Annotated in this window: 13 protein-coding genes; 3 read left to right on the plus strand and 10 right to left on the minus strand. The window is 51.0% G+C overall.

Annotated elements, in window-relative coordinates; translation table 11 throughout:
* Window positions 1-88 precede the first annotated feature (88 nt).
* A complete protein-coding gene (locus AAC636_RS09495; protein ID WP_340301323.1) occupies window positions 89-1,345 on the plus strand; it encodes an aminotransferase class V-fold PLP-dependent enzyme in 1,257 nt (418 codons plus the stop codon).
* 77 nt (window positions 1,346-1,422) lie between these two features.
* Entirely contained in the window at window positions 1,423-2,109 is a 687-nt protein-coding gene (locus AAC636_RS09500; protein ID WP_340301324.1) for a D-lyxose/D-mannose family sugar isomerase, read from the plus strand.
* 92 nt (window positions 2,110-2,201) lie between these two features.
* On the opposite strand, the gene AAC636_RS09505 is transcribed toward AAC636_RS09500, so the two are convergent.
* From AAC636_RS09505 to AAC636_RS09540, 8 genes are all read right to left on the minus strand, one after another.
* Window positions 2,202-3,233 carry an NAD(P)-dependent oxidoreductase gene (locus tag AAC636_RS09505; protein ID WP_340301325.1) on the minus strand — a complete coding sequence of 344 codons (1,032 nt, stop codon included), beginning with the start codon at window positions 3,231-3,233 and terminating at the stop codon, window positions 2,202-2,204.
* The gene (locus tag AAC636_RS09510; RefSeq protein ID WP_340301326.1) at window positions 3,230-4,300 is read right to left on the minus strand and encodes an ABC transporter ATP-binding protein; all 1,071 of its coding nucleotides are present in this window, start codon (window positions 4,298-4,300) and stop codon (window positions 3,230-3,232) included. The genes AAC636_RS09505 and AAC636_RS09510 overlap by 4 nt, the downstream gene beginning before the upstream one ends.
* Window positions 4,301-4,310: 10 nt before the next feature.
* Window positions 4,311-5,291: a levansucrase gene (locus tag AAC636_RS09515; RefSeq protein WP_340301327.1), complete on the minus strand. Its 981-nt coding sequence runs from the start codon at window positions 5,289-5,291 to the stop codon at window positions 4,311-4,313.
* A gap of 4 nt (window positions 5,292-5,295) precedes the next feature.
* Window positions 5,296-6,174: a carbohydrate ABC transporter permease gene (locus tag AAC636_RS09520; RefSeq protein WP_340301328.1), complete on the minus strand. Its 879-nt coding sequence runs from the start codon at window positions 6,172-6,174 to the stop codon at window positions 5,296-5,298.
* Window positions 6,174-7,259, minus strand: a complete 1,086-nt coding sequence (locus AAC636_RS09525) for a carbohydrate ABC transporter permease (protein ID WP_340301329.1) — start codon at window positions 7,257-7,259, stop codon at window positions 6,174-6,176. Before AAC636_RS09525 ends, AAC636_RS09520 begins: the two co-directional genes overlap by 1 nt.
* 62 nt (window positions 7,260-7,321) lie before the next feature.
* Complete coding sequence (locus AAC636_RS09530; RefSeq protein ID WP_340301330.1) at window positions 7,322-8,575, minus strand: sugar ABC transporter substrate-binding protein; 1,254 nt, start codon at window positions 8,573-8,575, stop codon at window positions 7,322-7,324.
* The gene (locus AAC636_RS09535; protein ID WP_340301331.1) at window positions 8,572-9,651 is read right to left on the minus strand and encodes a LacI family DNA-binding transcriptional regulator; all 1,080 of its coding nucleotides are present in this window, start codon (window positions 9,649-9,651) and stop codon (window positions 8,572-8,574) included. Before AAC636_RS09535 ends, AAC636_RS09530 begins: the two co-directional genes overlap by 4 nt.
* A gap of 144 nt (window positions 9,652-9,795) precedes the next feature.
* Window positions 9,796-11,283 carry an FGGY-family carbohydrate kinase gene (locus tag AAC636_RS09540; RefSeq protein ID WP_340301332.1) on the minus strand — a complete coding sequence of 496 codons (1,488 nt, stop codon included), beginning with the start codon at window positions 11,281-11,283 and terminating at the stop codon, window positions 9,796-9,798.
* Between the two features lie 270 nt (window positions 11,284-11,553).
* On the opposite strand from AAC636_RS09540, the gene AAC636_RS09545 reads away from it, so the two are divergent.
* Window positions 11,554-13,353: an NAD(P)/FAD-dependent oxidoreductase gene (locus tag AAC636_RS09545; protein ID WP_340301333.1), complete on the plus strand. Its 1,800-nt coding sequence runs from the start codon at window positions 11,554-11,556 to the stop codon at window positions 13,351-13,353.
* A 291-nt stretch (window positions 13,354-13,644) separates the two neighbouring features.
* On the opposite strand, the gene xylB is transcribed toward AAC636_RS09545, so the two are convergent.
* Entirely contained in the window at window positions 13,645-15,093 is a 1,449-nt protein-coding gene (xylB, locus tag AAC636_RS09550) for a xylulokinase (RefSeq protein WP_340301334.1), read from the minus strand.
* 39 nt (window positions 15,094-15,132) lie between these two features.
* Window positions 15,133-15,267, minus strand: coding sequence for a hypothetical protein (locus tag AAC636_RS09555; RefSeq protein WP_340301335.1), 135 nt, complete (start codon window positions 15,265-15,267; stop codon window positions 15,133-15,135).
* Window positions 15,268-15,316 lie beyond the last annotated feature (49 nt).

Consider the following 15,316-nt stretch of genomic DNA (forward strand, 5'->3'; position numbering starts at 1 on the left):
CTCACTCCTATAGGCGCGCTGATTTGGGACGTTTTATCGCCCTCTGCCCTAAGAGGCGCAACCCTACTGTCTAGAAAGAAATGGTCAAATGCTGAGTGAAAAATCGGGTTTGTTGGATGAAATTCGCGGTCGCTTCGCCCATGTGGACACCTGCCCCTTTGAAGGGCCTCGGGTGTTTTTCGAGAATGCAGGCGGTGCATTGACGTTGAATTCTGTGGTCGAAACTTCGGCCAAATTCGCCGCCATCCCTGACAATCAAGGCCGTGACAACCCTGCCGCCCATGCCCTTGTGGCGCTGATTGACAAAGCAAAGGCAGATATGCGGTTGTTTTTCAACGCACCGAAGGGGCAGTTTTTCGTCGGCGAAAGCGGAACAGAATTGCTGTTTCGCTTGATCCGAACCGCGATTGTCGGCACGGGCGCAGGCCGCATTTTGGGCAGCACATTGGAGCATCCCGCCTCGCGCAGTGCCGCCGCCCATTGGGCCGAAGTGGCGGGCAAACCCCATATTCTTGTCGCGCATGATGACACCACGGGCACAGTCGGCCCCGAGGCCTATCGCCCCGAAATCACCCCAGATACCCGCGTGGCCACGATCCTGCACACCTCGCCCGTCACGGGCATGGGTGTGGATGTGGGCGCCATTGCCGCCGAAATCCGCAAAATCGCGCCTGATTGCATCATCATCGTTGATGGCATCCAGCACGCCGCGCATGGCAGGCTTGATATCGAAAGCTATGATGTCGATGGCTATGTCATCTCGCCCTATAAGGTCTTCTCGCGTCATGGCTATGGCGTGGCTTGGGTCAGCGACAGGCTGCATGCGATCAAGCACGAACATCTGATTGATGCGCCCGGAAACCCATGGGAATTCGGCACCCGCGATACGGGTGCCTATGTGACCTTTTCCGATGTGGTGAATTATTTCGTTTGGCTCGGCGGTGAAGTCTCGGACCAGACCGACCCACGCGCGCGGATAGTGGCGGCGGGCGAGGCAATCCATGCACATGAAAAACGTCTCACCGATGCCATGATCAACGGCATTGGCAATATCAAAGGCCTCAAGGATATGGCGGAGGTCGACATCATCGGCGGCCTAGAGAACCCTGCCCGCGAGGGTCTGGTTTGTCTCACCGTTAAAGGCCAAGCCGCACCCGATATTGTCACCAAACTGCGCGAACGCGGCATCCGTACCCATACCCGCAAGGCGGATCACTATTCAGGAAACGTGCTCTCCCCCTTGGGCCTAGACGCCGCCGTGCGCGTCTCGATGTGCCACTACAACACCGAAACCGAAGTCGCACAATTCCTCACCGCAATGCGCGAAATTACAGACGGAGTTTGAAGGGGATTATGACACGTTTAAGCAGACTTCCAAGGACCAAAGTCCTTACCTGCGCAAACTGGAAGAAGTAAAATCCTATGAAACGCTCCACCATCAACAACATCATGGCGGAAGCCGATGAACTCATACAGAAGCACGGATTCACGCTACCGCCATTTGCATATTGGTCACCCGAAGCCTTCATTGATCAAAAAGAGCTCGCGCAAAATGTGGTCAACGGACGCTGCGGCTGGGATATCACAGATTATGGCGCAGGTAATTTCGACGAAATGGGTCTGTTCCTGTTCACTCTGCGAAATGGCAGGCTTGAGGACCTGCAACGCGGGGGCGGTATGTGCTATGCTGAAAAACTACTGATCTCCCGACAGGATCAACTCTCACCCATGCACACCCACATCATTAAAGCCGAGGATATTATCAACCGCGGCGGCGCCAATTTGATTGTTGAACTCTTTGGCTCGGACGATCACGGAAACTTTGCGGAAGACAAAGGCGGCACCGTATTTTGCGATGGCATAAGAGTTGATTATGCTGCGGGGCAAAAGCTCAAATTGGCACCCGGCGAAAGTGTTTCGCTTATGCCAGGTGACTGGCACGCTTTCTGGGGCGAAGGTGGCGATGTATTGATCGGAGAGGTCTCAACCGTCAATGACGACGAAACCGATAACATCTTCCGAGAACCGATCGGGCGATTTGCAAATATCGATGAGGATGTTGCACCGACCCACTTACTTGTAAGCGACTACAGTACTTGGCTTAAATAATCAGGCACAATAGCTATACCTACCCACGGGCCCTCGGCCCGAGCAGCTGATGTTATGGGATACGAATTAACCTAGAGGTTCGGCCTCACGGCTCACAATGATTTAGCGTCGCCCACTCCTGCCAATTCCGAGATTGTATTTCGATTAGCAAGTGACAATTTACGGTTAGGGTCACCAGCCCTAATTGCCTTAAGATCGCTCAAGATCAAGTCACCAATGAGCTGGCGCCCCTTATCTACAGCGGCTGCGCGATGAGGCGACAGGATAGTTGATTGCGCCTGTCGGATCGACGCGTCCGGCATCAGGGGCTCAACGGGAAAGACATCAATGCACGCGCGAATACGCCCAGAAGCTAACTCCGCCTCCAGAGCTAAGAAATCAATGAGATGTGCGCGGCTGAGCACAACCAATAATGCATTTGATTTTAGTATCCCAAGGCGCTCTGCATTCAACAAATGATAGTTTTCTGAGGTCGGCGCTTCAGTAACAAAAAGACATTGCGACTGGCTAAGCACCTCGTCTAAGGGCACTAACTCCGCACCACGCACGTTTGCAGCCGATGATGCAAGCCATGGGTCATACGCCCGAACACGTGGCTGAAATGGCTCCATCAAGCGAGACAATTCCTGGGCAATCTGGCCGAACCCAACAAAGCCGACATCCGCACCATACAACGAAAAATCAATACCGGGACGATCAGAAAGCCAATGCTCGTCCCCCCGCCGAAAGGCTTCATGCTCATCGACCAGGCCGCGTGCACCTGCAAGTGCCATAGCCAAACCCATTTCAGCGACGGCTCGGCGAAAACCCGGCGCGCAGCTTAGGACCTCAATGCCCGCCTCAAAACAGGCGGCGTAGTTAATGGTATCTGGGAATGCTCCCGAGACTTCGATGATTGTATGAAGGTTTGGAGCCAATTTGAGAGTATCCGCTGTCACACATGGGATTGCTGCAATCAAGACTTCTGCCCGCGGAAGAGCTTCAGCCAAGACGTCTTTAGGAATTGTGCCGTCCCTGCCCCATATAACGTCGTACTCCTCGAAAAGTCTGTGACGTGCAGCATCGGAAAATAGCTCGTCCATGCGACGCCAATCGGGATCAAGAATAAGTACGGGTTTGATCATCTCGTTTCTGGGAAAATGTGAGTTTGCATGGGGTCAAAGTCAAAAATTACTTCCGAGCCCGGAGCCAAAATAGTGTCTTCACCCAGTGCGGCAATCAACTTACTTCCATCACTTAATGTTAAGTCTATGACAGTTTCGCTGCCCAGGCGTTCGGTCAATACGACCTTACCGTGCAACTTGCCGAGTCCAGCGTCGGTAAGATGCAGGTATTGTGGACGGATGCCGAGTGTTGCTGTCTGCCCAACTTCAAAGCTCCGGCCCTTATGCGGCACCTCGATCTGATTAAGCGATGAATTATGAACCGTGACGCTGTCAGCGTTAATTGCGTCTACCGTCACCTCCAGAAAATTCATAGAGGGCGAACCAAGAAAACCGGCCACAAACAAGTTGTCGGGTGCGTGATAGAGATCCATCGGCGAGCCCGCCTGCATCACTCTCCCATCTTTTAAAACGACAATTTTATCGGCCAAGGTCATCGCCTCAACCTGGTCATGGGTCACGTAAATCATGGTCGCATTGAGCTGCTGGTGCAGCTTCCCAATTTCCATGCGCATGTCCATTCGAAGCGCTGCATCGAGATTGGATAGTGGTTCATCAAACAAAAAAACTGAGGGATCACGCGAAATGGCTCGGCCAATTGCCACACGCTGGCGCTGTCCACCAGAGAGCTGGCTAGGCCGACGATCTAGCAAATGTTCCATTTGGAGGATGCGAGCGGCCTCAGCGACTTTCTTATCTTTCTCCTCTTTAGGCACTTTTGAAATTGTGAGCCCAAAGGCAATATTTTCACGGACGGTCATGTGAGGAAAAATTGCATATGATTGAAATACCATAGCAACCCCACGCTCTTTCGGCTGCTTGTCGTTTACAATAGCTCCATCAATTTGAAGCGTGCCTGACGTGATATCTTCCAGGCCAGCGATCATGCGAAGGAGGGTAGACTTTCCGCAACCTGATGGACCCACAAAGACGACAAATTCACCGTCTTTGATATCAATATCCACTCCTTGAATGACATTCACTGAGCCAAATGATTTTTTGACGTTTGAGAGTTTTATTTCAGCCATATCTAGTCACCTAAGGAGCATGCTGGCTGATGAATAATAAACCATCAGGGTCAACATGAACCGTCTGAGGGTCTCGGACATGGCCTATGAAATTCTCTTTGCCATTGTCGTCAAAACCCAAAATTACCAATTCGTCATCTCTCTTAAGAATTCGAGCCGCGTAGCGGCGACAGGGTAAGCCCCCATCCAAAAATCCGGGGGCTACGCGCCAAGGTCCGCGGGGATTATCCGCCACGAGATAGTGATTGCCGGTAACCGGAGGGACCCCCGCTTCATTTTTTTGACGCTCAGACCAATGGATATCTGCAGTACAAAACAAACAGTACCATTTTCCGGAAACTTCAAAAACTTGGGGTACCTCTAATTGGCCATATGAGCCTGAAAAGACTGGTGGTTGTAATTCCCAAGTATTCAGATCGCTCGACGTGGCAAAACCAATCGCCCCACCCTCATTAGCTTCGTCAGCCCCTGGAACTCGAGCGGTGAAATACATCAACCACCCATTGCCATATGGATCCTTCATCACCCAAGGGTCACGCATCGCGCGATCATGCCAAAAACCTCGAGCCCACTCTGCCTCATAATACTTTGCGTTTGGCCCAACCAAATCAAGACAGAGGCCATCCCCGACCCTCTGCCAGTTGTGCATATCAGTAGAAGTAGCGTGGCCCACACGCTGATACATTGCGTCTTCTGCAGCCGAGGTGCCCGTAAAAAAAAGATGCCATAGGCCGTGATCATCTTTTACGACGGACCCAGTCCAGGTTGTCTTATCATCCCATGCGGGTCTTCTAGATGGAGCCAGGCAGGTTCCAAGATGCTCCCAATGCACAAGATCATCACTAACCGCGTGACCTTGAGTGACATTGAAATGCCGCAGATCAGGATCACCAAGTGATTTATTGGCTTTGAGAAAATATGCATGCCAACGGTTCCCGTCATGCGCGTACCAGCTATCCCAAATCCATTGATCGTGCAGTGCAAGAACCATCGACTTATCCCTTTACACCAGTTGAAGCGATTGAAGCTATGAAGGCACGTTGTAGGAAAAGATAAAAAACCAGCACTGGAACCGTAATCAGAGATAGGTATGCCATCACCTCACCCCAGGCTAAGTTCAATTGAAAAAAGTACTGCAAACCAACCAATACTGGTCTGTATTGTTCCTCCTGAACCACCATCAAGGGCCAAAGATATTGGTTATACATGACCAAGAATTTTAAAATGGCAGCAGTAGCAATGACTGGTCCAGAGAGGGGCATGACCACCTTGTAATAAATTTGCCACCAGGTAGCCCCTTCAACTCGGCTCGCCTCTATCAGATCCTTTGGTAAATCCCTAAAGTATTGGACAAACAAGAATATTGTTAAACCATCGGCAATCCACGGAATGATTTGAACACGATAGCTGTTTAGCCATCCAAATTCCAAACCGCTTGCTCCAATCCAAGGCAGCTTAGATGACATTAGAAGAAGCGGTACTGCAAAAGTTTCAAATGGAACCGTGAGGGTTGCCAAAATCGCAGCTAAGATAAAGGACTTCCCGCGCCAATTCATTAAGGCGATTGAGAACCCAGCCAGAGAGCAGAAAAATAGTGAAAGCATCACTGTTGCCGTGGTCACAAAGACGGAATTGAAAACAAACAGACCAATGGGCGCTCTACGAAACGCATTTCTGTAATTATCTAAGCTAATATCGCCAACTGGCAGAAATGCTCTCATTGATCCGGAGTCTGTCAGCAACTGCTGATCAGGTTTCAATGAAGACATCAGCATAAATACTAGGGGAAAAATAAAAATTACTGCGATCATGGTCAGCACTAAGTACTGAACTGCTATACGCAATTTATCTCCCCTGTAGCTCACAGCAGCCATCAACTACGCTCCCTCGTGACATAGCGTTGGATGAGCGAAACCGACAAGACGATCAAGAAAAGCAGAACAGAAATCGCTGAACCACCCGAGATATCTTGCTTGCCATAGCCACGATCAATTGCCTGGAACACTATCGACTGAGTACTGTCCAGTGGGCCGCCATTCGTCATCACATCAATTTGTGCGAACACGCCGAAGGCCTGCATCGTAATCACAATCAGTATAAGAACTGCGGTGTTTCTTAATCCAGGCCAAGTGATGTAGCGGAAAGTTTGCCACTTACTTGCACCCTCTAATTTACCTGCCTCGTAAAGTGTGGGGCTAATTGTTTGCAAACCCGACAGCCAAATTACCATATGGAAACCCACGGCTTGCCAGATGGACATCCCGATTATTGAACCCAGAGCGGTATCACTATTTCCAAGCCAGTCCACCGGCTCAAATCGACCGAACGTGATTGCCTGCAGGATGTTATTTAATAGGCCATTTTCACCGTCATAAACTAAGCGCCAGAGAAACGCGACGACGACAATCGATATTACAACCGGCATAAAATAAACGGCTCTGTAAAAATTTATGCCCCTCAACTTTTGATTAATCAGAAGGGCGAGTAGCAAGGCCAAACTTGCCTGAAGAGGGGCAACAACCAATACAAAAATGAACGTATTTTTCATGGCTCGCATGAAGACAACATCCTGAGCCAAAATGACCCGTTTTAATTCATTATTGGGTCCAGTTTGCCAGGAGAACCACTCACGCATCCGATCTAAATGCGGGTATTCCGGATTGTTACGAGTAAAACTACGTAAGCGCGGGTATTCGATGGATCCATCATCATTGATAATTAATGCGCCATTCGCATCGCGTTCTGGCTCAAGGACAATAGTCCCCACAGACAATAGATTTCGGTAGTTCTCGAAACCTACAAATTCTGTTGGGTTTGGAGATATCAGTCTTTGGTTAGTGAGCGAGAAATAAAAAGCAAAGAAAAAAGGAAGTATAATAAAGGCGACGAGAAGGCCGAAGCTTGGAAGCACATAAGCCCACCCGGCAGCATTTGACTCCGTTAGTTTGCGGACAAACATTAACTCACTCCGAACCATCAAAATAGAGAGCCCCAATTTGATGGGGCCCTCCAGTTTTGGGCTTAGTTGCCGTAGCCACCATTACTTTCGATATCGGCGTCAATCTCATCGACTGCCGCGTCAAGAGTGTCAGCCACATCAGCGCCATTCGCGATGTCTGCCAATGCTTTCTCAAACACTTTGGCAACTACCGCATATCCTGGTGTAACCGGGCGAACGAGCGCTTGTGCTTCTGAAAGTCCGTAGAAGACTTCCAAAGCCCCGCCTGATGCGTAGTTCTCAGTCAGCAAAGCTGCCGATGCGGTCGAAGGGATCAGTCCAATACCGTCTGAGAATGCAGCCAGATACTTGTCCTGAGTAGCAAATCTAATGAACTCAGCTGCTCCCTCTGGATGTTCAGAAGTTGTTGTTACTCCGAACTGCCATGAAGCTGCACCGATTGTTGACCCATTACCAAAATCTGGTGCTGGCAAGAAAACAACGTCATCAACCTGCTCCAGTGTCGGGATTGCGGCCCAGTTACCGTTCCAGCTGAAGGCGTATTTTCCAGTGTTAAAGCCTGCATCACGATCCGCGCCATCTTGGGTTGCTTGGGCGTATCCATCAGTGAACAAACCCTGCCACCACTCGCCGAATTCGATTGCCGCATCCCCATTTAACGCGCCTTCGGCGGTTGTGTAGGATGAGCGATCGATCATATCGCCGCCGAAGGATTGCAGGAATGGAGAAAATGCATAGGGGAACCACTCACCAGTCCAAGCTGTTCCGAGATCAAGCGCATAATCATAATTGCCAGACGCTTTCGCAGCCTCCAGTGCAGACATGAACTCTTCGCCAGACCAAGGGTTATCAAGCGTTGGAGTTCTTAAGCCCAATTCATCAAGAGTTGATTGACGGGCATACAGCGCGACGGCTGCATCCCAGAGACCAATCGAGTAAAGCGTTCCATTCCAAATGCCTTTGGTCCCAGGCAAGAAATCTGCAAATTCAGCCTCATCAATTGGTAGCGGGGCGATCCAGCCTGCCCACGCCCAGCCCGGCATTACAGGCCCATCGACGTCAATGATGTCTGGCAAATTACCAGCCAATGCAGCTGCCTGAACCGCATCGTTATAGGCCCCTTGCGGAAAGCTTTCCAAGGCTATCGTATAATCAGACTGTGACGCGTTAAAATCATCAATAATTTGATTGATGATAGCACTTTCAACTTCATTGCCTGCGCCGTGATACCACATCGAAAGTTCTGTCTGCGCAGCGGCAGCAGAAGACATCAAGGTACAGCCTGCCAAAATGGCAGATAGTTTAGTCAGTTTCATGATAGTTCCCTCCCGAGGTTAATATGACTGACGGAATTAAGAGCGGTGACTGAGGACCGCCAAGCGACTGGCCCTTCAACTAAAGTTGCGCGTTCAGGCTGATGCGAAACCCCATCTACCATAGCCAAAAGTTTACGCGCAGTTTCATGCCCTAGAGCACGATATGGCAGCTCCACAGTCGTTAATGGTGGAACTAATGTCTCTGCTATGACGTGATAATTATCAAAACCGGCAACCGAAATTTGTTCGGGCACCTTAACTCCCCGCGTTCTAAGCAATCCGTATACGCGCAATGCCATCTCATCGTTACCACAGCATAAAACTGTGGGTGGATTTGACAGAGAAAGGAGTTGGTCGAGCGATTTGGACAACGATGCGCTATCACGCTCTGACCCTTCTGAGTAGCCAACGGTTATCAACATTGGATCGAATGGTAAGTTAGCTTCAGCTAATGCTTCTTTATAACCTTTTGTTCTCTCGATTGATGCGGGTATCGAGCTGTCAAGTGTCACGAAACCAATGCGTGTATGCCCAGTTTGAATAATCTTTTTAACCAATTTTTTCTGCAAATTGCGATCATCAGGCAGAACCGATGGCGTTCCAATTTTATCATAGCAATTTGCTAAAACGACTGGGCATTTAGCAACGCTTACATCAATTTCAACTTCCATATGGTGATCAGCAACGTATACCAAGCCTTCTACTCTATGCTGCTGAAACGTGTGCGCCAGGTGTGCAACTTTGGCATAATCACCACCTGTATCGGCCATGATTAGCGTCTTACCAACTTCTGCCATCACTTGTTGGATACCCTGAACAATGAAAAGGTCTGGAAGTCCGTGAGGCTCGCGCGGATCGGTATTTCTGGATATGGCTCCCGTGATTAAGCCAATGAGACCAGACTTGTTTGAACGCATCGTGCGCGCTGCGCTAGAGGGAACATAGCCCAAATCGGCAATCGCGGCTTTCACCTTTTTCTTGGTGCTGTCACCAACCGGGGCGTCGCCATTCAACACCCGGCTCACAGTCTTTGGCGAAACGCCAGCAACCCTAGCAACATCATAAATGGTAGCCACGACCCCTCCCAGAGCGTAGAAATTTTGCCTGACACCCAATTATGACATCGGTGTCATGACATCGATGTCATAAATCAAGACAAAACGATTCTCAATTATTTTTTCAAATGTCTCCGAAGTGACCAAATTGATGTTCATGCATATTCAGCCCAGACAAGTCTTAAGCGCGGGATAAAGTGACTTATATCGGGCGTAGACCTCTTCATACTGCTCTACATTGGCCGAAATCGGGTCAATGGTCCGGCCTGCGTGGACCATCTGAGATATTCCCTCATCAATGGACACATAGTACCCGGCTCCATACGCAGCGAGAACTGCCGAACCAGTAGACGGCGCGTCTGGAGAGGCTGGCACACGCACAGGAATGCCGGACGTGTCAGCATGAATTTGCAGCCACAGGTCTGAGCCGGAAGCTCCACCACCCAGTGTCATCTCGTCCGCCGAATAACCTGCAGCCTTGAACGCATCCAAAATCGCTCGCGTCCCAAAGCCCACACCCTCCATCATGGCTCGGAAAATATGATGCTTCTCATGCGCAAGCGTCAGCCCGACCAATGCACCGCGGGACAGAGGATCTGTATACGGCGTTCGATTGCCTTGGAAATGGTCTTGCACAATGAGACCATCACACCCGGGAGCGAGTTGGGCCGCCTTCGCATTTAGTTCGTCAAAGTCGAGGCCACCAGTCAACCGACCCAGCCAATTGATAATGGATCCCGTCGATGTCTGTCCGCCCTCAACAATATACCGATCAGGATAAACGATGTCGGCATATGACCCCCACACACCGGGCGCATTGAGCGGTGCCTCAGTCACGCCAAATTGCAAATGGGAGGAGCCTGTAATCAGCGCTAGCTGTCCGGGTTGCGCTACTCCCAAGCCAATCATGCCAATGAGTGCGTCCGCGCCTCCCTGTATCACCTTGACGGATTGTGGGAGGCCCAGCGCATCAGCAGCTGTTTTCGTTAACGTTCCGATTAACGAACCAGGCGCGACAATGCGAGGAGGCCACTTCTCTAAGATATCTCCAATCCCGAGAGCCTCGACCATGGTTGTGGCCCATCCACCATCGCGATTGCGGTAGTGCCATCGCAATCCAACATTATCCAAACTTGCAGCCCATTCACCGGTAAAGCGGTACGTCAAATAATCTTGATACTCACAAATCCTGTAGGCGCGATCATACGTGGTTGGCTCGTTACGTTTTAGCCATAGAGCCTTCGGGATCATCCACTCAGCCGAGACAGGCCCCTTCCCGCCCCCATTCAGCATTAAAGCGGGATCATTGGTTTCTAGAACGGCGTCTGCTTCTTCATTAGCCCGCACGTCCATCCAGATGAGGGCTGGCCGCAAGGCATCGCCATTTGCGTCAAGTGCGACTACCGAGCAGCAAGTTGTGGCATAGGATATCGCTTCAATTTTTTCTGGCGCGACATTCGCTTGTGCCAGCGCCCCACGGGTCGAATTAACGACGGCATCCCACCAATCAGACGGGTCTTGCTCTGCCTGGGCCCCCGCAGAAAACTTAGTCTGATACGGAACTGCCTGGCTGCCCAAGCATGCCCCCGACAAGTCATATATGCGGGCGCGAAGACTTTCGGTTCCACCGTCAAAGGTAAGAAAATACGTCATTGTTTAACTCATCTCCGCTTGCAACGCATTCAAAAGGCGTAAATCCACGCGCAGAGCGTATATGAAAATAATAAACAAAAGTATAAATTTTTTCAAATTATATGAAAATTTTTTTCAAAATTTCTTGACCGACTCGTATACTCGTGCGAGCGTTTCAAACAAATTTCCTTCGTGCATGCGATGAAACCAATAACGCAAGTGAGGGAAGCAAGCCCAAATCCACACCGCCCCACTCATATTAGAGTGAGCTCAGACTAGGGGAAAAATGCGATGCTTGACACTTCAACCACTCAAGAAGTCCAAAATTTTATTGATGAATTTGGCGCATATTTATCAGGTCATGAAATAGACAAGGCCACGAGCATGTTCGCTGATGATACCTATTGGCGAGATTTGGTGACATTTACTTGGAACATCAAAACCATGGAGGGGCGTGGGCAAATCGAAGAAATGCTCCACCACCAACTCAAGGCAACCAGGCCCTCAAATTGGAAAGTAGCTGAGGGAGAAGTGCCAACGGTGGAGGGAGATGTGACCACCGCGTGGATCACATTTGAAACTGAAGCCGCACGAGGTAATGGACTAATCAGGATCAAAGCCGGCAAAATTTGGACGCTCCTGACCGCCATGACTGAATTGAAGGGGCATGAAGAGCCAAGCGGTGACAATCGGCGTATGGGCGCCAAGCACGGCGCAGGAAAAGACCGTGCGACATGGCTGGAAGAACGCAGCAAAGAAATCGAGGACCTTGGCTATAAAACTCAGCCGTATTGCGTCATCGTTGGCGGCGGACAGGGCGGGATCGCGCTAGGAGCGCGCCTGAGGCAGCTAGGTGTCCCGACTATTATCTTAGAGAAAAACGAGCGCGCGGGGGACAGCTGGCGAAAGCGATACAAGTCTCTCTGCCTTCACGATCCGGTCTGGTATGACCACCTCCCCTACATCAAGTTTCCCGACAACTGGCCCGTATTCTCTCCAAAAGATAAAATTGGGGACTGGCTCGAAATGTACACCAAGGTCATGGAGCTGAACTACTGGACGAAGGCCACAGCAAAATCCGCCAAGTATGATGAGAAACTCGGGGAATGGCACATTGTGGTGGATCGCGATGGTGAGGAAGTTGTCCTCAAGCCGAAGCAACTGGTAATGGCCACTGGAATGTCGGGCAAGGCGCGAATGCCCTCCTTTCCGGGAATGGATACCTTCAACGGCGACCAGCATCACTCATCCCAACACCCCGGCCCGGATGCCTACAAAGGCAAGAAGGCAGTCGTAGTGGGATCCAACAACTCTGCTCACGATATTTGCGCGGCCCTTTGGGAGGCTGGAGTGGACGTGACAATGGTGCAAAGATCGTCGACTCACATAGTCCGCTCGGACACGCTAATGGATGTGGGGCTAAGCAGTTTATACTCTGAGGAGGCCGTGGCAAACGGTGTCACTACCGAGAAAGCGGACATGATTTTTGCATCAATCCCGTACGCTATTCTGCACGAGTTCCAGATACCGCTATACGAAGAAATGAAAAAACGCGACGCTGACTTTTACAAGGGCCTCGAGAAAGCTGGGTTCTGGTTGGATTGGGGTGATGACAGCTCTGGGCTCTTTATGAAGTACCTCCGTAGGGGGTCTGGCTACTACATAGACATTGGCGCGAGCCAGCTAATCATCGACGGTGAGATAAAGCTGAAGAGAGGCCAAGTGTCTGAAGTCACCTCAAGCGGCGTAAAGCTTGAAGATGGATCGGAACTTGAAGCCGACGTAATTGTTTACGCTACAGGCTACAACTCCATGAATGGTTGGGTCGCTGACCTGATGGGGCAAGACGTTGCAGACAAGCTCGGCAAGGTATGGGGCTTGGGCTCTGACACCACCAAAGATCCAGGGCCCTGGGAAGGTGAAGAGAGAAACATGTGGAAACCGACACAAGTTGGTAGCCTATGGATGCACGGAGGAAACCTGCACCAATCGCGCCACTATTCTCTGTACCTAAGCCTTCAGATCAAGGCACGAATGGAGGGCCTCGCAACTCCAGTCTATGGCCTGCAGGACGTGCACCATACCGCTTGAGACAAAACAATCTTAAAATCTTCAGGGCATCGGGTAAGTAAATGAAAGCAGTTGGCTTTATTGAACCGGGAGCAGTCGACCGGCCCGATGCCTTGTTAGATTTTGAGTTAGAAAAACCAATTGCATATGGCCATGGTTGAACGCAACTTGGCGTGAGAATGAAATTAAGGGATTTAATTTCGAATTCGACACCCCATACGAGCTCGAGAAACAGTCTCGTTGATTAGACGTTAGTCGCTCTAAAGATTTTACACGTCCGTTCTATCTCCAGCACGCACAGATGTTCTAACCTTATCGCAGCCGTTGCTGAACCGTTCTCAATGCGGGATATAGGGCGCGGTATGCCTCAAGTCGCATTTGCGTGCTGTGATCCGTTGCTCCCCTTGGCTTGAACCAATGACGGACATTGGGACGCTGCATCACAGCATCCATGGGCATGTCGCCGCAGGCCACTACTGCAAGTCGCGCAGCCCCAAGGGCAGGGCCCACCACGGCCTCATCACTGCGGCCGAGAGCGATCCCTGTCACATCTGCAATCATTTGCATCAACAAATCACTGCGGGTGCCCCCGCCAATGGCCAAGAGTGAGGTTGGTGTTGTGCCTGCTTTTGCAAAGGCTTCGGCCGCATCGGCAAAAGAAAAGGCGATCGCCTCAAGGACAGCGCGCATCAAGCTGCCTTGGCTCATGCCCTCGCCCAGATTGGCAAATCCCCCGCGTATTGTAGTGTCTCCATGCGGTGTGCGCTCCCCTGTCAGATAGGGCAGGAAGAGCGGACCTGGCCGCGCCTCGGCCGCTTCTGCCAAAAGAAGATCAATGGGGCGGTTTAACAGATCGGCCAGCCACGCCATTGGGCGCGCGCCATTCAACATTGCGGCCATCTGAAACCAGTGATTAGGCACGGTATGGGCATAGGCGTGAATGCGATTTTCGATATTTGGACGATAGGTATCTGTGGTCACAAATAGCTGCCCCGATGTGCCAAGCGAGATAAACCCATCGCCCGCATGCACGGCGCCAAGCCCGACTGCCCCCGCCGCCCCATCGCCTGCGCCAGCGGCTACAGGAATGTCAGGCGTCAAACCGAGATCAGTGGCGATATCGGGCAATAGGCTGCCTGCAATCTCTGTGCCATGCAGGATGCGGGGCAGCCATGCTAGATTGGTTGCAGTGAGGTCACAAAGGCGCGCCGACCAACACCGCGCCGCCTCGTCAAACCATGATGTGCCTGCAGCGTCTGATGGGTCAGTCACAAATGCTCCATGCAGGCGGAGCCCGATATAATCTTTGGGCAACATCACATGGCGGATCTTGGCGTGGGCCTCGGGTTCGTGACGTGACAACCACAAGATTTTTGGCGCCGTAAAACCGGGCATCGGCAAAACGCCTGCAAGTTTCGCGGCTGATGGATCGGCCGCGAAAATATCGGAACATTCAACATCAGCGCGGGCGTCATTCCACAAAATCACTGGCCGTACAGGTTTGCGCTGCTCATCTAGCACAACGGCGCCATGCATTTGGCCCGAGAGGCCAATTGCCTTTATGGCGGCGCGAAGCGCGGGATCTAACGCCTTGATACAGGCGCGTGTTACCTCCCACCAATCTTCACAATTCTGCTCGCTTGCCCCATCAAACGGGTGTGCAATGGCCAAATCTTTGGCGCCTTGCGCAATCAGTTCTCCCTCCGCATCAATGACACAGAGCTTAACAGCCGATGTTCCCAAATCGATCCCCAGATACATCTCCGACGCCCTTTCCCCAACGGCTGAATGCCCGCATCGTTATGTTTTCAGCGCGACAGGGGCATTTTGAAATTTAACTTCCATAAGGTTTTGTTGGTATTGCAGCGCAAGAAACAAGTGTAAATCATCCATATCTTCAGAGATGAAATTGATGTGGTGAAATTCTAGCTTCATGGCACAGACCTTTGTTGTCGAGGATCTTTGTCCTGACTATAGGCGCAAA

The sequence above is a fragment of the Roseobacter sp. HKCCD5988 genome, assembly GCF_037830355.1.
Classification (GTDB): Bacteria; Pseudomonadota; Alphaproteobacteria; order Rhodobacterales; family Rhodobacteraceae; genus M30B80.